Source organism: Streptomyces sp. NPDC018610 (assembly GCF_044391765.1).
GTDB lineage: Bacteria > Actinomycetota > Actinomycetes > Streptomycetales > Streptomycetaceae > Streptomyces.
This window is the reverse complement of sequence record NZ_JBISAL010000001.1, coordinates 686198-706507: the sequence shown is the minus strand read 5'-3', so window position 1 is coordinate 706507 and position 20310 is coordinate 686198. Positions and strand designations below refer to the sequence as shown.

Below are 20310 nucleotides of genomic sequence, written 5' to 3'. Positions count from 1 at the left end.
GCGGGCTCTTCACACGGAGGCCGATCGTGCCCGTCCGCGCGCGGGGCGGGCTCTTCGGACGTCAGCCGATCGTGCGGGGCAGCCGGAGAGCCAGCAGGCCGGTCAGCACCACGCCCGCCAGCTGGGCCAGGAGCGTGATCGCCAGGGCGTCGCCCATGCCGGTGACGGGGACCAGGGACAGGAACAGGGTGCCCAAGGTGGCCACGCCGAGGGCCAGCGCCGACTGCTGGGTGGTCACCATGACCCCGCTGCCCACCCCGGCCCGCGCGGCCGGCACCTCGGACAGGACGATCCGGAAGATGATGGGCAGCTGGAGCGCCTGTCCCGCACCGGCCACGGCCGTGCCGGGCAGCAGTGCCAGGAAGCCGACGTGCGGCCAGGACTCCTTCACGACCAGCGCCATCAGACCCACTCCGACGAACTGCGCCACCGCGCCCGCCGCCACCACCCGGGTGCCGAACCGGGCGACCAGCCGGGGCCCGGCCAGCGAGACGAGGAAGAAGACGACGGCCATCGGCGCGAGCGCCAGCCCCGCCGGGACCGGGCCGAGGCCCGCGCCCTGCTGGAGCGCCACCGCGATGACGAACATGAAGCCGCTGAAGCCGATCGAGAACGGCACGATCAGGGTCAGGCCGCGGCGCAGCGACACCAGACGGAACAGGCTCGGCGGCACCAGGGGCGTCCGGCCGCGCCGGTCCGCGCGCCGCTCCACGGCGTAGAAGGCGGCCGCCACCAGCGGGAACGCGGCCAGCGACAGCCACGTCCACAGCGGCCAGCCGGCCGCGCGGCCCTCGGTGAGCGGGGCGAGCAGCGTGAGCAGGGAGAGCGCCAGCAGCACCGTGCCGGGGCCGTCGACCGGCTCCGGGCGCTCCGAGCGGGTCTCCGGGACGGCGCGGACCGCCAGCACCAGGCCGGCGACGACGACGGGCACGTTCACCAGGAACACCGAGCGCCAGCCCGTGCCCCACAGGTCCGCGGCGACCAGCACGCCGCCGAGGATCTGGCCGGCCACCATGGAAAGGCCCGCCGTCGCGCCGTACAGGCCCATCGCCTTCGCCCGGCGGGGGCCGGACGTGGTGGCCTGGATGGTGGCGAGCACCTGCGGCAGCATCGCGGCGGCCGACGCGCCCTGCGCCACCCGGGCCGCGACCAGCGTCCACGCGCCGGGCGCGAGCCCGCAGGCCAGCGAGGTCAGGCCGAAGGCCGCCATGCCGCCCAGGAACATCCGGCGCCGGCCGAACAGGTCGCCGAGCCGGCCGCCGAGGACGAGCAGGACGGCGTACGCCACGCCGTAGCCGGCGACGACGAGTTCGAGGACCGCCTCGCCCGTGTGCAGGTCCCTGCCGATGGTGGGCAGGGCGACGTTGACGATGAAGAAGTCGATGAGGGGCAGCGCCGCGCCCAGCAGCACCGTGAACAGTCCGGGGCCGCCGAGCGCGGCGGGTGCGGCCGGGCGCCGCACGGCGCGGGAGGAGAGCGTTTGCGTGGTCACGGGTCCGAGCCTGCGCCCGCACCGAGACGGGTACCAGAGTGTCCTTATCCTGGTAGCGGAAGTACCTGGAAACAGGAACCGCCCGGCGGCAAGCTGGAGTCATGACCATCATGGCCCAGGAGACGCCCGCCCGGAACACGCCGCCCTCCGGAGCTCGGCCCGCGCACGACGCCCGGCCCGCGCACGACGCCCGGCCCGCGCGGGACGGGCAGGCCGCGGCGTCGGCGATCCGGCGGCACGAACTCGCCGCCTTCCTCCGCCACCGCCGCGAGCACATCGCCCCCGAACGGGTCGGCCTGCCCCGCGGCCCGCGCCGCCGCACGCCCGGGCTGCGCCGCGAGGAGGTCGCCCACCTCTCCGCGGTCGGCGTCACCTGGTACACCTGGCTCGAACAGGGCCGGGACATCCAGGTCTCCGTGCAGGTCCTGGACGCCCTGGCCCGCACCCTGCTGCTCGACCCCGGCGAGCGCGCCTTCCTCTTCCAGCTGGCCGGCGCGGCGGACCCGGCGCCGACCACGGTCTGCCCGTCGGTCACCCCCGCGCTGCGCGCGATCCTGGAGCAGATGGAGCCCTTCCCGGCCTGCCTGCAGAACAGCCGGTACGACATCCTCGCCCACAACCGCACCTACGGCCTGCTCTTCTGCGACCTGGAGACGGTGCCGCCCGAGGACCGCAACTGCATGATCCTGTCGTACACCCATGAGGAGTGGCGCTCCTCGATCGTGCACCTGGAGGACGCCACCCGGCACATGGCCGCCCGCTTCCGCGCGGCGATGGCCGGCCACCTCGGCGAACCGGCCTGGAAGACGCTGCTGAAGCGGCTGCGCGACACCTCCCCGGACTTCCGCGAGGCCTGGGACCGGCACGAGGTGGTCGGCCCGGTGAGCAAGCGCAAGGAGTTCCGCAACTCCCTCGTCGGCCGCGTCACCGTCGACCACACCGACCTGTGGCTCAGCCCGGAGGTGGGCCCGCGCATGGTGACGTACGCACCGGTGGACGAGGAGTCGCGCGAGCGGCTGGAGAAGCTGCACGCCATCGCGCTGGAGCGGCGCCGGTAGCCGGCGCCACCCCGACCGGCGGGGGCGGCGTGAGGCGTACGGATCAGCCGCCCTGGCCGGCGCTGCCCACCGGGCCGACCTTCACCTGGGAACCGCCGCCCTCCGTGACGGGCAGCGAGGCGCCGCCCGGCCAGGCGAGCGAGACCGTCTTCGTCTCGTTGGGCGGAGTCACCAGCAGCCCGGTGATACGGACGCCGGAGCCGCCCGACTTGTTGATCGGGTAGGAGATGCCGAAGTAGGTCGTCTGCCCGGTCTTGAGGACGTCCGGCCCGGTGTTCGTGCCGACGCGCTTCGCGGACACCGACCCCGCGTTGGTCTTCAGGTCGACGCCCGCCCACCCGGAGATCGTGCAGGACCGGCTGCCGCGGTTGGTGAGCTGCACGGTGACGGTGCCCTCGGGCTCACCGCTGATGCTGGTGTCCTTCGCCGTGATCGTCAGATCGTCGGTGCCGCACCTGCCGGACTTGCCGCTCTGACCGGAGCCCGACCCGGAGCCGGTGGCGCCCTGCCCCGAGGAGCCCTTGCCGGAGGAGGCGCTTCCGCCGCGCCCGCTCCCGCCGGTGCCGCCGGAGGCCGTCCCGGCGGAGTCCGGCGCGCCGCTCCCCTGGCCGGAGCCGGCCGAGTCCGAAGCGCCGCCGGAGGAGGACGCGGCGGCCGCGGAGGACGGGCTGTTCTGTCCCGCGCTGTCGTCGTCGCTCTGGCACGCCGTGAGCGCGAGACTCGCGGCGACGGCCAGGGCGGCGAGGGTGACCTTGTGAACGCGCATCGCTTCTTCCTCAGCATCGGATTGCGGGGGCTCGTCCGCTCGGCACCGGCCGGTGCGAGCGGGCGTTTCGAGATCTAGGAGCCGCGCGGCCGGACCTGCCGTTCCCTCCGGGCGATGCCTAATACAGCCCTGTTACACGGTGACAAGGCCGGCCGGGGTCCGGAACGAACCGCGCGTCCGCGAGGACCGGACGCCGCCGCACTCCCCGGCCACGACCCGCGGCGAAGGAAAGGCGTCCCCGCTGCCGTGCGACCACGCGGGCGGTTCAGGCGCTCGCGGTGATCCCGGCCGCCTCGCGGACCTCGTTCTCCTGGAGGCGGTCGGCGGTGTGTTCGGCCGTGCGGCGGGCCCAGCGGCCCGAGGTGATCGCGCCGAGGACCAGGACCGCCGCGCCGCAGACCACCAGGACCCACCAGCCGGGGCGGGCGGCCGAGACGAACGTGTCCTTGTACGAGGACGAGCCGACGCCGGAGGCGAGCAGGGCGCCGACGACGGCGACGCCGAGGGTCTGGCCGAGCTGCCGGCTGGTCGAGGCGACGGCCGCGGCGACGCCCGCCTGGGCGCGCGGCATCCCGGAGACGGCCGTGTTGGTGATGGGGGCGTTGACGAAGCCGAAGCCGATGCCGAACAGGACGTACCCGACGACGAGCGTCAGGTTCGAGGTCTCGGCCTCGAAAGCGGCGAAAAGCACCGCGCTGGCCGTCATCGCCACCCCGGCCACCAGCAGCGGCAGCCGCGGCCCCCGGGTGCCCACCAGTCGCCCGGACAGCGGCGCGCACAGGAACGTGGGCAGCGCCATCGGCAGCATCCACAGGCCGGCGTGCAGGGCGTCGAGGCCGCGCACGTTCTGCAGGTACAGCGTGGACAGGAACAGGAAGCCGCCGAGCGCCGCGAACGCGCTCACCGCGATGACCGTCGCCCCGCTGAACGGCGCGGAGCGGAAGAAGCGCAGGTCGATCAGGGGTTCGGCGCGGCGCGGCTCGTAGGCCAGCAGCCCGAGCAGGGCCGCGAGGGCGACGACGGCGAACGGGACGACGGTGCCGAGGCTCGCCTCCGGGGCCTCGATGATCGCGTACGTCAGCGCCCCGAACAGGACGATGACCAGCACCTGGCCGACCGGGTCGGGGCGGCGGGCCTTCGGCGCGCGGGACTCGGGGACGAAGCGCAGGGTGAGCAGCAGCGCGGCCAGGCCCACCGGCAGGTTGACCCAGAAGATGGAGCGCCAGCCGACCGACTCCACCAGCAGGCCGCCGACCAGCGGGCCGGCGGCCATGGATATCCCGACCACCGCGCCCCACACGCCGATCGCGCGGGCCCGCTCGCGCGGGTCGGTGAAGGTGTTGGTGATGATCGACATGGCGACCGGGTTGAGCATCGAGCCGCCGACCGCCTGCACCATGCGGAAGACGATCAGCAGTTCGAGGTTGGGCGCGAGGGAGCACAGCAGCGAGCCGACGCTGAAGACGATCAGCCCCGTCATGAAGACCCTCTTGCGGCCGATCCGGTCGGCGGTAGAGCCGGCGAGCATCAGCAGTGAGGCGAGCACCAGCGTGTAGGCGTCGATGGTCCACTGGAGTCCGGACGTGCTCGCGTGCAGTTCGCGCTGCATCGAGGGGAGGGCGACGTTCAGGACGGTGTTGTCGATGCTCACGATCAGCAGGCTCATGCAGCAGATCGCGAGCACCAGCATCCGTCGGCGGTGGCTGAGCTCGGGCATGTGTTCCATGCTACGCGACTTCGATAGTGCGGTTAACTAATTACCGATACAGGCTTCTCGGCGGTGCGCGCGGCGGGGGGCCGGCCGGGCTCCTCGGCGATGCGCGGCAAGGGTCCAGGGCGGTACGCGACGAGGCTCCCCGGCGGTGCGCGACAATGGGGGAATGCCCACCACGCCCGAGTCCCCGCTGCGCATCGGCCCGCACACCGTTCTGCCGCCCGTCGTCCTGGCCCCCATGGCCGGGATCACCAACGCCCCCTTCCGCACCCTGTGCCGGGAGTTCAGCGGCGGCAAGGGCCTGTTCGTCAGCGAGATGATCACCACCCGGGCCCTGGTCGAGCGCAACGAGAAGACGATGCAGCTGATCAGGTTCGACGCGAGCGAGCAGCCGCGCTCGATCCAGCTGTACGGCGTCGACCCGGCGACCGTCGGCAAGGCCGTCCGCATGATCGCGGAGGAGGACCTCGCCGACCACATCGACCTGAACTTCGGCTGCCCGGTGCCCAAGGTGACCCGCAAGGGCGGCGGCTCCGCCCTGCCCTACAAGCGCAACCTGCTGCGCGCCATCGTGCGCGAGGCGGTCAGCGGGGCCGGTGACCTGCCGGTCACCATGAAGATGCGCAAGGGCATCGACGACGACCACCTCACCTACCTCGACGCCGGCCGCATCGCCGTCGAGGAGGGCGTGAGCGCCATCGCGCTGCACGGCCGCACCACCGCCCAGCACTACGGCGGCATCGCCGACTGGGACGCCATCGCCCGCCTCAAGGAGCACGTCCCGGAGATCCCCGTGCTCGGCAACGGCGACATCTGGTCGGCGGAGGACGCCCTGAGGATGGTGCGCGAGACCGGCTGCGACGGCGTCGTCGTGGGCCGCGGCTGCCTCGGCCGCCCGTGGCTCTTCGCCGATCTGGTGGCCGCCTTCGAGGGCCGCGGGGACGACTTCGTGCGGCCGACGCTGCGCGAGGTCGCCGACGTCATGGTGCGCCACGCCACCCTGCTCGGCGAGTGGATCGGCGACGAGTCGCGCGGCGTCATCGACTTCCGCAAGCACGTCGCCTGGTACCTGAAGGGCTTCGCGGTCGGCTCCGAGATGCGCAAGCGGCTCGCGATCACCGCCTCGCTGGCCGAGCTGCGCGCGGGCCTGGACGAGCTGGACCTCGACCAGCCCTGGCCCGTCGGCGCGGACGGCCCGCGCGGCCGTACGTCCGGCAACAACCGGGTGGTGCTGCCGGACGGCTGGCTGAAGGACCCCTACGACTGCGCGGGCGTCACCGAGGACGCGGAGCTGGACACCTCGGGCGGCTGAGCGGGCCGTCGGGGCTTCGGTCTCACCCCTTCGAGGGGTGGGGCGTGGAGCCGTACGCGGTCAGGAAGCGGTCGCGGAAGGAGCTCATCCTCCACACCGGGGCGTCGTGGGCGGGCCGCAGTCCGTCCGTCCACCCCCAGCTCGCGATCTTGTCGAGGACCTTCGGGTCCCTGGCGACGATCGACACCGGCACGTCCCGGCTGGCGTGGTCGCCGCTGACCCGGGCGATGGGCTGGTGGTCGCCGAGGAAGACGAGCACGGTGTCGTCGGTGCCGTAGCGCTGGAGCCACTGGGTCAGCGCGGTCACCGAGTACTGGACCGACTTGCCGTACTCCTCGCGGGAGCGGGTGGGGTCGGTGATGATCTCCTGCGGGCGGGTGCCCGCCGCCTCGATGCCCGCGAAGACCGAGCCGTCGCCGAGCCGGTCCCAGCCGACCGTCTTCGGGATCGGCGCCCAGGGCTGGTGGCTGGAGGTCAGGATGACGAACGACGTCAGCGGCTTGTCGTGCTTCTTGCCGTGCGCCAGGCGCTGGAAGGCCTCCAGGGCGTACTGGTCGGGCATGGTGGACCAGCTGAACTTCGGACCCCGGTAGCCCATCTGGAACGCGTTGTAGACCTTGTCCAGGCCGTACCACTTCGCCTCGGGCCAGCCCTTCTGCACGCCCGGCATGACCCCCACCGTGTCCCAGGCGCCGGTCTTCCGGAACGCCTCGGTCAGGGTGAGGTGGTCGCCCGCGGTCACCGTGCGGTAGCGGTTCTGGTTGTCGACCCACAGGCCCGACATGAAGGTGGAGTGCCCGAGCCAGCTGCCGCCGCCGTACGTCGCCGAGGTCAGCCAGCCGCTCTTGGCGTGGAAACCCGCCTTCGCCAGCGCCCCGGTGCTCGCGTCCAGGGTCCGGTCGACGCCGGGCGCCATGATCGGGTCCTCGATCGCGCTGCGGCCGTAGCTCTCGATGAAGGTGAAGATCATGTCCTTGCCGCGCAGGTCGGGCACGAGCTGACTGCCCGGCGTGGCGCCGAACGCGTCCGCCTTCGCCGTCCTCGCGAACGCCCGCTCGTCCCGGATCGTCGACCGCAGCGCCTGCTCGTGGTACCTGAGCATGGTGACGGTGTGCTCGGAGGCCACGGGCACGCCGTCGAGCTGGAGGTTCAGGGTCGAGCAGGTCATCCACAGCGCGCAGACGAGCAGCAGGCCGCGGGTGGCGCGGGAGCGGTCGCGGCCGAGGAAGTTCCCCACCCGGACCGTCGCTAGGGCGACCACGGCGAGCAGCGCCAGCACGAGCAGGACGACGCCGACGGCGGCCAGCGCGGCCACGGCGCCGCCCAGGGTGTCGGCGAGGTACGACTGCGCGTCGTCGAGCAGCTGCCAGTCCAGGACCACGTCGAAACTGCGGCCGAGGTACTGGTTGAACTCGATGTCCGTCAGGTTCAGCACGGTCAGCACGCCGAGCGCCAGCCCCCCGAGCGCCGCCACGGCCGTCCTCGGCCGGCGCGGCAGCGCGATGAGCACGGCGGCCCCGAGCAGCGCTTCCACCGGGATCCGCAGGAACGCCGCCGTGTGGAACTGGTCCCGCTTGTTCGGCAGCAGCAGCGCGACGAGGACGAGGATCAGGGCCAGGGCGGTGAGCCCGAGCGAGACGACCCGACCGGCGAGGGGGTACGCCGCCCACAACCGCCGCTTGGCCTTGCGAAGGGCCCGGGGGCGGAGGGCGCGGAGGAGTCCCAGGGGGGTGCGGGAGGTGCGGGGAGAGCGGGGGGCGCCGGGGGTGGAGGTGGCGTCGGCGGGGTTCTCGGCCTCGGCGGCCGGTTCGCCTTCGGCGGGGGTCTCGGTGTCGGTGGTCGCCTCGGTGTCGGGGGGAGCCCCGGTGTCGGCGGGGGTCTCGCTCTCGGGGGGAGCCTCGCCGTTCGGCGTGGACTCGTCGGCGGGCTTCGCCTCAGGGGCCGGTCGTGCCGCCTCCTCGGTCGGTTCCGGTGCTCCGCCGCCGGCCGGGCCGGTCCCGGCGGTCGCCGTGGCCTGAGCGGTGGCCGAGGGCTGGCGTGGGCTGGTCTGCTGAGGCACCCAGGAGGTCCTTCCGTGCGCGGCGTCGCGAGACGGCGGGTCACCTGGGGAGGGAGGGGCCCGCCGCAGTCCCGTACGGCCCCCCGGCGCGCGCCGTTCACGGCGCTCGGCAAACACCGGGCAAACCCCGCACGGGCGGCCGCCCCGGCCGCGTCGGCGGGACCATCGAAAGCACGTCCGCATGGTGAAATCCGAGGCCCTGTGGCAGCGTGATTCTCGCCACCCTTGATAAGGGATCCGCTCAGATGAGCGGATCATGCGCGACTGCACCTCATCAAGAGATGGCACTCAGTGCCACACCTTGATCGTTCATCGATCGAACTCACTCGTGGTGAGACGCGCTCAGATGAGCGATAGAGTAGGTCCGAAGGCCCGGATCCGTTCAAGAAGTGAAAACATCCGGCCCTGGCGGCTTGCCAACCTTTGACTTTCGATCCGGTGGCGGACCGCTGGTTACGGGCGCACGACGCACGAGTGGACGTACCCACAAGCCTTTGATCTGGGTATGTTCCTCGCCGTCAGGGCAGCCACCGCGTCCTCGAGGAGTCGAGACCCGTGTCGGAAAACAAAGATCCCCAGGTAGCCGAACGCGGCAACAGCGTTGAGGGCGTGAAGTTCGTCTACGACTTCACCGAGGGCAACAAGGACCTCAAGGACCTCCTCGGCGGCAAGGGCGCGAACCTCGCCGAGATGACCAACCTGGGCCTCCCCGTCCCGCCGGGCTTCACCATCACCACCGAGGCCTGCAAGGTCTACCTCGACAGCGGCGAGGAGCCGGTGGCCCTGCGTGACGAGGTGAGTGCGCACCTCGACGCGCTGGAGCAGAAGATGGGCAAGAAGCTCGGCCAGGCCGACGACCCGCTGCTCGTCTCGGTCCGCTCGGGCGCGAAGTTCTCCATGCCCGGCATGATGGACACCGTTCTGAACATCGGCCTGTCCGACAAGTCGGTCCAGGGTCTGGCCAAGCAGGCCGGCGACGACCGCTTCGCCTGGGACTCCTACCGCCGCCTCATCCAGATGTTCGGCAAGACCGTTCTCGGCGTCGACGGCGAGCTGTTCGAGGACGCCCTCGACAAGGCCAAGGAGGCCAAGAAGGTCACGGTCGACACCGAGCTGGAGGCCGCCGACCTCAAGAAGCTGGTCACCACCTTCAAGAAGATCGTCAAGAAGGAGGCCGGCCGGGACTTCCCGCAGGACCCGCGCGAGCAGATGGACCTCGCCATCAAGGCGGTCTTCGACTCGTGGAACGGCGACCGCGCCAAGCTCTACCGCCGCCAGGAGCGCATCCCGCACGACCTCGGCACCGCCGTCAACGTCTGCTCGATGGTCTTCGGCAACCTCGGCCCCGACTCCGGCACCGGCGTCGCCTTCACCCGCGACCCCGCCTCCGGCCACCAGGGCGTCTACGGCGACTACCTGCAGAACGCGCAGGGCGAGGACGTGGTCGCGGGCATCCGCAACACCGTCGCGCTGGCGGAGCTGGAGCAGATCGACAAGAAGTCGTACGACCAGCTGATGCAGATCATGGAGACCCTGGAGAACCACTACAGGGATCTCTGCGACATCGAGTTCACCATCGAGCGCGGCCAGCTGTGGATGCTCCAGACGCGGGTGGGCAAGCGCACCGCCGGCGCCGCCTTCCGCATCGCCACCCAGCTCGTCGACCAGGGCCTGATCGACGAGGCCGAGGCCCTCCAGCGGGTCACCGGCGCCCAGCTCGCCCAGCTGATGTTCCCCCGCTTCGACGACGGCGCGAAGGTCGAGCAGGTCGGCCGGGGCATCGCCGCCTCGCCGGGCGCGGCGGTCGGCAAGGCGGTCTTCGACTCGTACACCGCGGTGAAGTGGTCCCGCTCGGGCGAGAAGGTCATCCTGGTGCGCCGGGAGACCAACCCCGACGACCTGGACGGGATGATCGCCGCCGAGGGCATCCTGACCTCCCGCGGCGGCAAGACCTCCCACGCGGCCGTGGTCGCCCGCGGCATGGGCAAGACCTGTGTCTGCGGCGCGGAGGACCTGGAGGTCGACACCAAGCGCCGCCGGATGGTCGTGCCGGGCGGGCACGTCGTCGAGGAGGGCGACGTCATCTCCATCGACGGCTCCTCGGGCAAGGTCTACCTGGGCGAGGTCCCCGTCGTCCCGTCGCCGGTCGTGGAGTACTTCGAGGGCCGGATGCACGCCGGCGCCGACGACGCCGACGAGCTGGTCGAGGCCGTGCACCGGATCATGGCCTTCGCCGACCGCAAGCGCCGGCTGCGGGTGCGCGCCAACGCCGACAACGCCGAGGACGCGCTGCGCGCGCGCCGGTTCGGCGCCCAGGGCATCGGCCTGTGCCGCACCGAGCACATGTTCCTCGGCGACCGCCGCGAGCTGGTCGAGCGCCTGATCCTGGCGGACACGCAGGCCGAGCGCGAGGAGTCGCTCAAGCAGCTGCTGCCGCTCCAGAAGAAGGACTTCGTGGAGCTGTTCGAGGCGATGGACGGCCTGCCGGTCACCGTCCGCCTGCTGGACCCGCCGCTGCACGAGTTCCTGCCCGACATCACCGAGCTGTCGGTCCGCGTGGCCCTGGCCGAGTCCCGCCAGGAGCCGCACGAGAACGAGCTGCGCCTGCTCCAGGCCGTGCACCGGCTGCACGAGCAGAACCCGATGCTGGGCCTGCGCGGCGTCCGCCTCGGTCTGGTCATCCCCGGCCTGTTCACCATGCAGGTCCGCGCCATCGCCGAGGCCGCGGCCGAGCGCAGGAACGCCAAGGGCGACCCGCGCGCGGAGATCATGATCCCGCTGGTCGGCACGGTGCAGGAGCTGGAGATCGTCCGCGAGGAGGCCGACAAGGTCATCGCGGAGGTCGAGGCGGCCACCGGCACCAGGCTCAAGCTGGCGATCGGCACGATGATCGAGCTGCCGCGCGCCGCGCTGACGGCCGGGCAGATCGCGGAGGCCGCGGAGTTCTTCTCCTTCGGCACCAACGACCTGACGCAGACGGTGTGGGGCTTCAGCCGCGACGACGTGGAGGCCAGCTTCTTCACGGCGTACCTGGAGAAGGGCATCTTCGGCGTCAGCCCGTTCGAGACGATCGACAGGGACGGCGTCGGCTCCCTGGTGAAGTCCGCCGCCAAGGCCGGCCGGGCCACCCGTCCCGACCTCAAGCTCGGCGTCTGCGGCGAGCACGGCGGCGACCCGGAGTCCGTCCACTTCTTCCACGAGGTGGGCCTGGACTACGTCTCGTGCTCCCCGTTCCGCATCCCCGTGGCCCGCCTGGAGGCCGGCCGCGCGGCCTCGCGGTCGGAGGGCAGCGACCACCGCTGATCCTCCGCGGAGCCCCGGAGTCCTCGTCGTGGTCCCCGACCCTCACTACCGATTGCGATGAGGACTCCGGTCCACGAGAAGGGGCGGCATCCTGTGCGGGGATGCCGCCCCTTTCGTGTGGGCGCCCGCGCCGTCGGCACGAGCGCCCCTTCCGGGCGTGCGGAGGCCGGTCGTGCCCGTGCGCGCCGGCGTCAGTCGGTGTCGGTGTGTTCGCGTACGACCGTTCCCTTGGCCGCGTCGATGTCGTACGTCGTCTTGGTCCAGTTGTCGGTGGGGACGACGTCGACGGACCAGACCAGCGTGTTGTCGTTCTCGTCGAGGCTGACGGCGGTCACCTTGCCCTTGGTCTTCTCGGTGGCCGTCTTCACGGCCTGCGCCGGGGTCTGGGTGGCCTTGCTCAGCCGGTCGGCGATCTTGCGGCGGTCGTCGGCGTCCTGGTCCGGTTGGGCCTGGCTGCGGAAGACCTTGCCGGTGGCCGCGTCGACCTCGACCCAGTGGACCGTGCCGTCGGCGGCGGCGACCTGCGCCCGCCACTCCGGGGCGCCCGGGGAGGGGGCCGGGTTCGGGGTGGCGGCGGTGGCGGTGCCCGTCGGTGACGACTTGGCTTTGCCGGAGGCGCCCTTCAACTCGATGGCGACGAGCTTGCCGCCGGAGACCTCCTTGACGGCGGTGCCGGCGGCCTGGTCCCAGGTGACCTTCGTCTTCGAGAGCAGGTCCCGGCGCTGCGTCTGGTCCTGGGTCAGCGACTTGGTGGGGGAGGGTGAGGCGGTCGAGGTGGGGCTGGCCGCTGCCGCCTCGGCCACGCTCGACCCGGTCGAGGTGCTCGAACAGCCAGTCATCAGGAGAGCGGAACCGCCCAGGGCGCAGATCGCGGCGATCGAACACAGGGGCGGAACACGTCGCGCAGTGGTCATAGCACTGTGGGTAACCGCAGGCGCGCGACGTGACACGGACTCGCCGGACAAATCACCACAATGGCCGCCGCGGGCCGGGGCCGCCATGGCGGTGTGGTCCGCGGCGGCCCCCTGTCACCGCGCCCGCACCTCGTACGCCGTCACCCGTACCGTCTCGTCGTCCAGGCACTGTCCCGAGGCGAGGTCGAAGCGCTGCTTGAACAGGGGGGAGGCGACGAAGGGGCGGCCCGCGGCGGTGCCGGTCAGGCCGCGGGAGAGGACTGCCGCGCCGGTGAACGGATCGCGGTTGTCGATGGCGTACAGACGGCCGGAGCGGTCGCGGAAGAGGGCCGCCTGCCGGCCGTCCGGCAGCAGGGCGGCGACCCCGCGGCCGGGCAGCAGCGCGCTCAGGCCGCAGAGCGTGAACCAGTCGCCGGCGATCCGTAGTTGGACCTCGGGGCCGGTCGTGCGGGACGGGAGGGAGGTGGTCTCGGGGGCCAGGGTCATCGCGGGGTGCTTCCTTCCAGTACGTCGGCGGCGGCGCCGCTCCCCGCCGCGCCGGTGGAGGCGAGGGCGCGGGGCGGCATGCCGATGGACAGCAGCGGCAGGTCGGGCTTGATCTGGTCGCGCTCGGGGACGAAGGCGACGTCCGGGTCGGGGGTGTCGGGGGCGTTGACGAAGGAGACGAACCGGGCCAGCTTCTCCGGGTCGTTCACCGTCTGCGCCCACTCGTCGCGGTAGTGGGACACATGCGCGGCCATCAGGGACTCCAGCTCGTCGCAGATGCCGAGCGCGTCGTGGACCACCACGTCCCGTACGTGGCCGAGGCCGCCGGGGATCCGCTCCAGCCACACGCTGGTGCGCTCCAGCCGGTCGGCGGTGCGGATGTAGAACATCAGGAACCGGTCGATCAGCCGCACCAGTTCGGCATCCGACAGGTCCTGGGCCAGCAGGTCCGCGTGGCGCGGGGTGGCGCCGCCGTTGCCGCCGACGTAGAGGTTCCAGCCGTTCGCGGTGGCGATCACGCCGAAGTCCTTGGACTGGGCCTCCGCGCACTCGCGGGCGCACCCGGAGACCGCCGACTTCAGCTTGTGCGGCGAGCGCAGCCCCCGGTAGCGCAGCTCCAGGTCGATCGCCATCCGCACCGAGTCCTGGACGCCGTAGCGGCACCAGGTGCGCCCCACGCAGGACTTCACGGTGCGCAGCGACTTGCCGTACGCGTGCCCCGACTCGAACCCGGCGTCCACCAGCCGCGCCCAGATGGACGGCAGCTGTTCTACGCGGGCGCCGAACATGTCGATCCGCTGACCGCCGGTGATCTTCGTGTAGAGGCCGAAGTCCCGGGCGATCTCACCGATCACGATCAGCTTCTCGGGTGCGATCTCGCCGCCGGGGATGCGCGGCACCACCGAATAGGAGCCGTTCCTCTGGAGGTTGGCCAGGAAGTGGTCGTTGGTGTCCTGCAGCGCGGCCTGCTCGCCGGCCAGGACGTAGCCGTCGGCGCCGATCGCCGGGGCGAGCGAGGCGATGACCGAGGCGACGGCCGGCTTGCAGGTCTCGCAGCCGTCGCCGCCCCGGGCGTCCTCGCGGCCGAAGCGGTCCAGCAGTTCCCGGTACGAGGCGATGCGCAGGGCGAGGACGATCTCGTACAGCTCCTCGCGGGTCTGCTCGAAGCAGCCGCACAGCCCCTTGTCCACCTCGACGCCGCTCGCCGTCAGTTCGGCGTCCACGAGCTGGGTGAGGACCTTCACGCAACTGCCGCAGCCGGTACCGGCCCTGGTGCACTTCCTCACCTCGGGGACGGTGGTGCACCCGAGTTCGGCGACCGCGCCGCGGACCGCGCCCTTGGTGACGTTGTGGCAGGAGCAGATCACCGCCTCGTCGGGCAGGGCGGCGGGGCCCAGCACGGCCGGGGCGCCGGCGCCGGCGGGCAGCACCAGCGCCTCGGGGGCGACCGGCGGCACCGACCCGGTGAGCGCGCGCAGCGTGCCGTACGCCTCCGCGTCGCCGACCAGGACGCCACCGCGCAGGGTGCCGTCCCGGCCGATGACCAGCTTCTTGTACAGGCCCGCGCGGGAGTCGGAGTAGACCACGTCCAGGCAGTCCCCGGCGGCGCCGTGCGCGTCGCCGAAGGAGGCCACGTCCACGCCGAGCAGCTTCAGCTTGGTGGACAGGTCGGCGCCGGTGAACGTCAGCGGGGAGGCCTCGTCGTCGGCGATGGCGGCCGCCGCCGTCTCCGCCTGCTCGTAGCCCGGCGCCACCAGGCCGTACACCCGGCCGTCCACCGCCTGCGCGCACTCGCCGATCGCGAAGACGCGCGGGTCGGTCACCGTACGGCACCGCTCGTCCACGGTGATCCCGCCGCGCTCGCCGACCGCGAGTCCGCACTCCCGGGCGAGCTGGTCGCGCGGGCGCACCCCGGCGGAGAACACCACCATGTCGGTGGCGAGTTCGGAGCCGTCGGACAGTCTCATGCCGGTCACCGCGCCGTCCGCGCCGACCGTGATCTCCTGGGTGCCCGTGCCGGTGTGCACGGTCAGCCCCATCTCCTCGATGGTGCGCAGCAGCGCCGCGCCGCCGCCGTCGTCGACCTGTACCGGCATCAGGCGCGGCGCGAACTCCACGACGTGCGTGGCCAGTCCGAGCCCCTTGAGGGCGCCGGCCGCCTCCAGCCCGAGCAGCCCGCCGCCGACCACCGCGCCGGTGCGCGCCCGGGCCCCGGCGTACTCCTCGATGGCGAGCAGGTCCTCGATCGTGCGGTAGACGAAGCATCCCTCGGCGTCCTTGCCGGGCACCGGCGGCACGAACGGGTACGAGCCGGTGGCCAGGACCAGGACGTCGTAGTCGACGGTGAGGCCCGAGCGGGCGGTGACCGTACGGGCCTCCCGGTCGACGCCCACCGCCGGGTCGCCGACGCGCAGCTCGATGCCGTGCCCGTCGATGAACTCCTGGTCCGTCAGCGACAGTTCCTCGGGTGTGCTGCCCGAGAAGTACGAGGTGAGCCGTACACGGTCGTAGGCGGGGCGCGGCTCCTCGCACAGCACGACGACGCGGTGCGTGGCGGTCAGGCCGCGCTCGGCCAGCACCTCGAGGAAGCGCTGGCCGACCATGCCGTGGCCGACGAGCACGATCGTGGGGCGGGGCCGGGCACGCAGAGCCGTCGTGGACATCAGGAGCCTCCGTCATCGGTGAGCGGGTGGAGCAGGGAGTGCCGCCGACGGGAGCGCGCCGGTTCCCTCCCGGACGCGGGCCCGGACGCGGCGGCGAGCGGCGTCCGGTCGGGTCCGGGGTCATGTCCACGAGCGTGCGGCGCGGACGTTACCCGGCGGCATCCCGTCTGTTTCCCCGGCGGAACGCTGCCCTCAGTGCCGCACCCGGGCGGCTGTGAGGGGCCTGCGGCGGTGGGGGAGGGATGTGAGGGGCACGGCGGGGCGGCGGGGGAGGGGTGTGAGGCGGACGGCGGCGGGGCCGTGCGGGGCGACCGCGAGCACAGGCGGCGCCTGGCCGCCGGCGGGGCGCGTACCTCAGAAGTCCCTCAGCTCCATGGACCGCACACGCAGGTGATCCATAAGCTCGCGATCATGCCCGACATATCGCTGACCGTCGTCGCCCTGCTGTGCCTCGCCGCGCTCGCGGCCGGCTGGATCGACGCCGTGGTCGGCGGGGGCGGGCTCCTGCTGCTGCCGGTGCTGCTGCTCGGGCTGCCCGGCTCCACCCCGGCCGCGTCCGCGCTCGGCACCAACAAGGCGGTGGCCATCGTCGGCACCACCGGCGCGGCGGTGACGTACGCTCGACGGGCCCCGGTGGACGTCCGCACCGCCGTGCGCATCGGCCTCGCCGCGCTCGCCGGGTCCTGCGCCGGGGCCTTCTTCGCGGCCGGGATGAGCACCGACGTGCTCAAGCCGGTGATCATGGTGGTGCTGCTGGCGGTCGGGGCGTTCGTGATCCTCCGGCCCGCGTTCGGCACCGCCCCCGCACCCGGCCCGGCCTCCCGCCGCCGGATCCTCGCGGCGATCGGCCTGGCGGGCCTCGGCATCGGCTTCTACGACGGCTTCATCGGTCCCGGCACCGGGACCTTCCTCGTCCTGGCGCTGACCGCCGTCCTCCACCTGGACCTGGTGTCCGCCTCCGCCACCGCGAAGATCGTCAACTGCTGCACCAACGCGGGCGCGCTGGCCACCTTCGCCTGGCAGGGCGTGATCCTGTGGCAACTGGCCGCCGTCATGGCCGTGTTCAACCTGGCCGGCGGGATGCTGGGCGCGCACACCGCGCTGAAGAAGGGCAGCGGCTTCGTCCGCGTCGTCCTGCTGACGGTGGTGTTCGCGCTGGTGGCGAACCTGGCCTACCAGCAGTGGGTGGCGTAGGGGCAGGCCGCGCGAGCGCGCCGCGGGGCGCGCGCCCCGGAGAGCGGTCCTCAGCGGCTCCCGGTCAGATGGGCGAAGACCACCACGTTGCCCTGGTAGCCGGTCGCCCTGGAGTAGCCGCCGCCGCAGGTGATCACCCGCAGCTCGGGGCGCTTCGCGGCGCCGTAGACCTTCTGGTCGGGGAAGTCCTTCGCCTCGTACACCTCGACCGAGTCCACGGTGAACACCGCGACCGAGCCGTCGCGGCGGTCCACCTCGATGACGCTGCCCTTCTTCAGGGCGCCCAGGTCGTAGAAGACGGCCGGGCCGCGCGTGTTGTCGACGTGGCCGGCGACGATCGCGGTGCCCCGCTCGCCGGGGGCGGTGCCGGACTCGTACCAGCCGGCGAGGTTCTTGTCGTCGGCGGGCGGGGCGTCCAGGCTGCCCGAGGCGGTCAGGCCGAGGCCGGTCAGGGGGGCGTCCACCCGGATGGAGGGGATGCGGATGCGGGTGGGCGGGGACGGCGGCAGCGCGGGGGCGGTGAGCCGCTCCTCGCCGGGGTCGGGGGAGCCCTCGGCCGCGGCGGGCTGCGGAGGGGCGTTCGTGGTGGCGGCGCCGTGCAGGAGCCAGGCGCCCGAGCAGAGGGCGAGCACGGTGACGGAGGCTATGGCGGTGTTGCCGATCCTGCGCATGCGAACCCCTCTTCCGGACAGGACCTTACGGTGCCCTGCCCCCTCCGGGCGACGAGGGGCGTCGCGCCCGGAGGGGGTGGGACGTGCGGTACCGGCGGACGGACAGCGGAGGGTGTCCGTCAGATCCCGTCGCCTCTCGCCCGGCGATGCAGGAGCCAGGTACCGCCCGCGCCGGCGACGGCGAGCGCCGCCACACCGGCCGCGGTCTGCACGGGGTCGTGGCCGAGCGCGCCGCCGACCCCCGTCTTCACACTTCCCCGGGGCTGCACCTGCTCCGGCCCCTGCTGGACGGTCAGCGCGACGACCAGGTCGCCGCGGACCTCCCGGCCGCCCTCGGCGCACTCCGCGACGATCTCGTAGGTCCCCGGCTGCGCGCTCTCCGGCACCCGGAACCCGCCGGTCGCGTCGCCGCCGCGCGCGCCGGGCGCCAGCGGGAAGGAGCCCGCGCCGACGGCGCTCGCGTCGCCCGCCGCGGCGGCGGTCCCGCCGCACGCCGTGGTGTTCACGGTGACCCGCCCGCCCGGTTCCACCGAGGACGGCAGCACCTCCAGGCCGTTCGCGGCCGCACCGGAGGAGCGCACGGTGACGAGAGCGGCGTCCGCGCCGTAGGCGGGCGCGGCGAGCCCGCTCACGGCGGCGACGGCGAGCGCGGCCCCGGCCACGGCCCCTGCCGCGGGGCGGACGGTACGTCGCATCGGTGCTCCCTAGAGCTCAGCGGTCGGGACACGACCCGCGGCACCTGCATGTGCCGCCGTCGCCGCGCCCTGCCCTTTCGAGGTAAGTGGCACACGGGCCCGCCCGCTTCCTGAGGGAGCGTCAGAAATACGGTGAACGGGTGCCGGAACGCCGGGCGCGAAGCGCGAGTGGGCCAGCGTTTCAGCAGGTCAGCGGCGCGCGACTGACGAAGCGTCGGAAATTGCCCGAAGGGCGCAGGGCGCGGGTGTGAACGGGTGACCGGAGCGCGCGGGGTCCGGGCGGCCCCTCGGCGCTTGACCTCGACAAAACTTGAGGTACCAGGCTGTGCCCCATGAACGACACCACGAGCGACACACGTCCCGTAACCCGCACCGCATCCCCGACCGACCCCTTGAGGGTCGCCCTCGTCGTCGGCAGCAACCGCCACGGCCGCTTCGGCCCCGTGGTCGCCGACTGGCTCCTCGCCCGCATCCTTGACCGCGACGGCCTCGTCGCACAGGTCGTGGACGTGGCGGACACCGCCACCCTGCCGACCACGCTGGAGCGCGGCCCCGAGGCGGCGGAGGCGCTCGCGGACATCACGCCGAAGCTCGCGTCGGCGGACGCCTTCGTCGTCCTCACCCCCGAGTACAACCACTCCTACCCGGCCGGCCTGAAGAACCTCATCGACTGGCACTTCGCCGAGTGGCAGGCCAAGCCCGTCGCCCTCGTCTCCTACGGCGGCCTGGCCGGCGGTCTGCGCGCCGCCGAGCACCTGCGTCAGGTCTTCGCCGAACTCCACGCGGTCACGGTCCGCGACACGGTCTCCTTCCACAACGCGGGCGCGTCCTTCGACGACGAGGGCCGCCTGAAGGACCCGTCCGGCCCGGACGCGGCGGCCAAGCCGATGCTGGACCAGCTGACATGGTGGGGCGAGGCCCTGCGTGAGGCCAGGAGGCGGCGTCCGTACGGCGGTTAGGGCCCGTCCGGCGGACCGAGGCCGAAGGGGACCGCCTCTGGAGAGGGAGCCCGTCCCTGATGAGGAGTGTCCTGAAGGTCTCCCATGTCGTGGGGGAGACCTACAGGGAGGGGCCGGTGGACCGCTGGGAGTCGCGTACGGCCACGCCGGCGGTGATGTCGGTGGCTACTTCGACGCACTCGCGTTCGGGGTCGCCGTAGCCGGCCTTTCGACGACATCACCGTCTACGCCGGTCCGAGGAACGGAGCGAGCCGACCGCCGGCTCCGCCCGCAGCCTTCACCGCGGCCCCGCCAGCGCCCGCTCCACCCCGTGCTCCTTCGGGCCGAGGAAGGTGGGGTCCGGGTGGAACACCACGTCCAGCACCGCCTTGCCGGCCGCGAACACCTCGCGGGTGCCGCCGTAGTACCAGGTGGCGTCGTGCACGGCGTCCACGCCGACGCCGTAGGAGTCGATGCCGGCCGCCTCGCACAGGGCCACCGCCCGCCGGATGTGGAAGCCCTGGCTGATCAGGACCGCCCGGTCCACGCCGAAGACCTTCTTCGCGCGCACGCAGGAGTCCCAGGTGTCGAAACCGGCGTAGTCGGTGACGACGCGGTCGCCGGGGACGCCGTGCTCCGTCAGGTACGCGCGCATGGCGTCCGGCTCGTCGTAGTCCTCGCGGCTGTTGTCGCCGGTCACCAGGACCACCTCGATCCGGCCCGCGCGGTACAGCTTCACCGCCGCGTCCAGGCGGTGCGCCAGGTACGGCGTCGGCGTGCCGCCCTTCCACAGACCCGCGCCGAAGACGACGGCGACGTCGGTGCGCGGCGCGTCGGCGGTGGTGCGCAGACGGTCCCCGGTGACGGCGTACAGCCAGGTCGCCGGCAACAGCGCCAGCACGCACACCGCCATCACGGCCTGCACCAGCCGCCGCTGCCCGGCACGGGTGCGCGGCAGCCGCGGTCGTAGGCGTGTCAGGCGGCCTGTCGGTCGGCGCATGGGTCGGTCCCCTCCTCGAACGGCCCGGACGGGGCCTCGACCAGG

15 protein-coding genes and 1 pseudogene are annotated in these 20310 nt (G+C 72.8%); 5 read left to right on the top strand and 11 right to left on the bottom strand.

Annotation, left to right across the window (positions count from 1 at the left end; translation table 11 throughout):
- Positions 1 to 61: 61 nt before the first annotated feature.
- The gene (locus ACH5A8_RS03160) at positions 62 to 1492 is read right to left on the bottom strand and encodes an MFS transporter (RefSeq protein WP_398997328.1); all 1431 of its coding nucleotides are present in this window, start codon (positions 1490 to 1492) and stop codon (positions 62 to 64) included.
- A 101-nt stretch (positions 1493 to 1593) separates the two neighbouring features.
- On the opposite strand from ACH5A8_RS03160, the gene ACH5A8_RS03155 reads away from it, so the two are divergent.
- Positions 1594 to 2550, top strand: coding sequence for a helix-turn-helix transcriptional regulator (locus tag ACH5A8_RS03155; protein ID WP_398997326.1), 957 nt, complete (start codon positions 1594 to 1596; stop codon positions 2548 to 2550).
- Positions 2551 to 2593: 43 nt separating this feature from the next.
- On the opposite strand, the gene ACH5A8_RS03150 is transcribed toward ACH5A8_RS03155, so the two are convergent.
- Positions 2594 to 3316 carry a DUF4232 domain-containing protein gene (locus tag ACH5A8_RS03150; protein ID WP_398997324.1) on the bottom strand — a complete coding sequence of 241 codons (723 nt, stop codon included), beginning with the start codon at positions 3314 to 3316 and terminating at the stop codon, positions 2594 to 2596.
- 265 nt (positions 3317 to 3581) lie between these two features.
- Positions 3582 to 5033: an MFS transporter gene (locus tag ACH5A8_RS03145; RefSeq protein WP_398997322.1), complete on the bottom strand. Its 1452-nt coding sequence runs from the start codon at positions 5031 to 5033 to the stop codon at positions 3582 to 3584.
- A gap of 163 nt (positions 5034 to 5196) precedes the next feature.
- Between ACH5A8_RS03145 and dusB the strand changes: the two genes are divergently transcribed.
- Entirely contained in the window at positions 5197 to 6342 is a 1146-nt protein-coding gene (dusB, locus tag ACH5A8_RS03140; protein WP_398997320.1) for a tRNA dihydrouridine synthase DusB, read from the top strand.
- A 22-nt stretch (positions 6343 to 6364) separates the two neighbouring features.
- Here dusB and ACH5A8_RS03135 read toward each other — a convergent pair whose 3' ends face one another.
- On the bottom strand, positions 6365 to 8401 hold the full coding sequence (locus ACH5A8_RS03135; protein ID WP_398997318.1) for a CDP-alcohol phosphatidyltransferase: 2037 nt from the start codon (positions 8399 to 8401) through the stop codon (positions 6365 to 6367).
- Positions 8402 to 8956: 555 nt separating this feature from the next.
- Here ACH5A8_RS03135 and ppdK point away from each other — a divergent pair.
- Entirely contained in the window at positions 8957 to 11704 is a 2748-nt protein-coding gene (gene ppdK / locus ACH5A8_RS03130) for a pyruvate, phosphate dikinase (RefSeq protein WP_398997317.1), read from the top strand.
- 191 nt (positions 11705 to 11895) lie between these two features.
- On the opposite strand, the gene ACH5A8_RS03125 is transcribed toward ppdK, so the two are convergent.
- The 3 genes from ACH5A8_RS03125 to nirB form a co-directional block, all read right to left on the bottom strand.
- Positions 11896 to 12618, bottom strand: coding sequence for a PepSY domain-containing protein (locus ACH5A8_RS03125; protein ID WP_398997316.1), 723 nt, complete (start codon positions 12616 to 12618; stop codon positions 11896 to 11898).
- Positions 12619 to 12732: 114 nt separating this feature from the next.
- A complete protein-coding gene (nirD, locus tag ACH5A8_RS03120; RefSeq protein ID WP_398997314.1) occupies positions 12733 to 13104 on the bottom strand; it encodes a nitrite reductase small subunit NirD in 372 nt (123 codons plus the stop codon).
- A complete protein-coding gene (gene nirB / locus ACH5A8_RS03115; RefSeq protein ID WP_398997312.1) occupies positions 13101 to 15767 on the bottom strand; it encodes a nitrite reductase large subunit NirB in 2667 nt (888 codons plus the stop codon). Before nirB ends, nirD begins: the two co-directional genes overlap by 4 nt.
- 411 nt (positions 15768 to 16178) lie before the next feature.
- On the opposite strand from nirB, the gene ACH5A8_RS03110 reads away from it, so the two are divergent.
- Positions 16179 to 16961: a sulfite exporter TauE/SafE family protein gene (locus tag ACH5A8_RS03110; RefSeq protein WP_398997310.1), complete on the top strand. Its 783-nt coding sequence runs from the start codon at positions 16179 to 16181 to the stop codon at positions 16959 to 16961.
- A gap of 50 nt (positions 16962 to 17011) precedes the next feature.
- Here ACH5A8_RS03110 and ACH5A8_RS03105 read toward each other — a convergent pair whose 3' ends face one another.
- Together ACH5A8_RS03105 and ACH5A8_RS03100 are read right to left on the bottom strand one after the other, a co-directional pair.
- Positions 17012 to 17632 carry a class F sortase gene (locus ACH5A8_RS03105; protein WP_398997308.1) on the bottom strand — a complete coding sequence of 207 codons (621 nt, stop codon included), beginning with the start codon at positions 17630 to 17632 and terminating at the stop codon, positions 17012 to 17014.
- A gap of 119 nt (positions 17633 to 17751) precedes the next feature.
- A complete protein-coding gene (locus ACH5A8_RS03100) occupies positions 17752 to 18327 on the bottom strand; it encodes a hypothetical protein (RefSeq protein WP_398997306.1) in 576 nt (191 codons plus the stop codon).
- Between the two features lie 332 nt (positions 18328 to 18659).
- Here ACH5A8_RS03100 and ACH5A8_RS03095 point away from each other — a divergent pair, with 332 nt between their 5' ends.
- Entirely contained in the window at positions 18660 to 19286 is a 627-nt protein-coding gene (locus ACH5A8_RS03095) for an NADPH-dependent FMN reductase (RefSeq protein WP_398997304.1), read from the top strand.
- A gap of 100 nt (positions 19287 to 19386) precedes the next feature.
- Here ACH5A8_RS03095 and ACH5A8_RS03090 read toward each other — a convergent pair.
- Together ACH5A8_RS03090 and ACH5A8_RS03085 are read right to left on the bottom strand one after the other, a co-directional pair.
- Positions 19387 to 19485 (bottom strand): annotated as a pseudogene (locus ACH5A8_RS03090) (DUF397 domain-containing protein); the annotation flags it as partial.
- Positions 19486 to 19563: 78 nt separating this feature from the next.
- Complete coding sequence (locus ACH5A8_RS03085; RefSeq protein WP_398997302.1) at positions 19564 to 20265, bottom strand: vancomycin high temperature exclusion protein; 702 nt, start codon at positions 20263 to 20265, stop codon at positions 19564 to 19566.
- Positions 20266 to 20310: the final 45 nt, after the last annotated feature.

What these genes read in the sequence shown, in the direction of transcription:
- dusB (WP_398997320.1), top strand. Translation starts at nt 5,197, where the DNA reads ATGCCCACCACGCCCGAGTCCCCGCTGCGCATCGGCCCGCACACCGTT.
- nirB (WP_398997312.1), bottom strand. Translation starts at nt 15,767, where the DNA reads ATGTCCACGACGGCTCTGCGTGCCCGGCCCCGCCCCACGATCGTGCTC.
- ACH5A8_RS03150 (WP_398997324.1), bottom strand. Translation starts at nt 3,316, where the DNA reads ATGCGCGTTCACAAGGTCACCCTCGCCGCCCTGGCCGTCGCCGCGAGT.
- ACH5A8_RS03105 (WP_398997308.1), bottom strand. Translation starts at nt 17,632, where the DNA reads ATGCGCAGGATCGGCAACACCGCCATAGCCTCCGTCACCGTGCTCGCC.
- ACH5A8_RS03100 (WP_398997306.1), bottom strand. Translation starts at nt 18,327, where the DNA reads ATGCGACGTACCGTCCGCCCCGCGGCAGGGGCCGTGGCCGGGGCCGCG.
- ACH5A8_RS03155 (WP_398997326.1), top strand. Translation starts at nt 1,594, where the DNA reads ATGACCATCATGGCCCAGGAGACGCCCGCCCGGAACACGCCGCCCTCC.
- ACH5A8_RS03095 (WP_398997304.1), top strand. Translation starts at nt 18,660, where the DNA reads ATGAACGACACCACGAGCGACACACGTCCCGTAACCCGCACCGCATCC.
- ACH5A8_RS03085 (WP_398997302.1), bottom strand. Translation starts at nt 20,265, where the DNA reads ATGCGCCGACCGACAGGCCGCCTGACACGCCTACGACCGCGGCTGCCG.
- ACH5A8_RS03145 (WP_398997322.1), bottom strand. Translation starts at nt 5,033, where the DNA reads ATGCCCGAGCTCAGCCACCGCCGACGGATGCTGGTGCTCGCGATCTGC.
- ACH5A8_RS03125 (WP_398997316.1), bottom strand. Translation starts at nt 12,618, where the DNA reads ATGACCACTGCGCGACGTGTTCCGCCCCTGTGTTCGATCGCCGCGATC.
- ACH5A8_RS03110 (WP_398997310.1), top strand. Translation starts at nt 16,179, where the DNA reads ATGCCCGACATATCGCTGACCGTCGTCGCCCTGCTGTGCCTCGCCGCG.
- nirD (WP_398997314.1), bottom strand. Translation starts at nt 13,104, where the DNA reads ATGACCCTGGCCCCCGAGACCACCTCCCTCCCGTCCCGCACGACCGGC.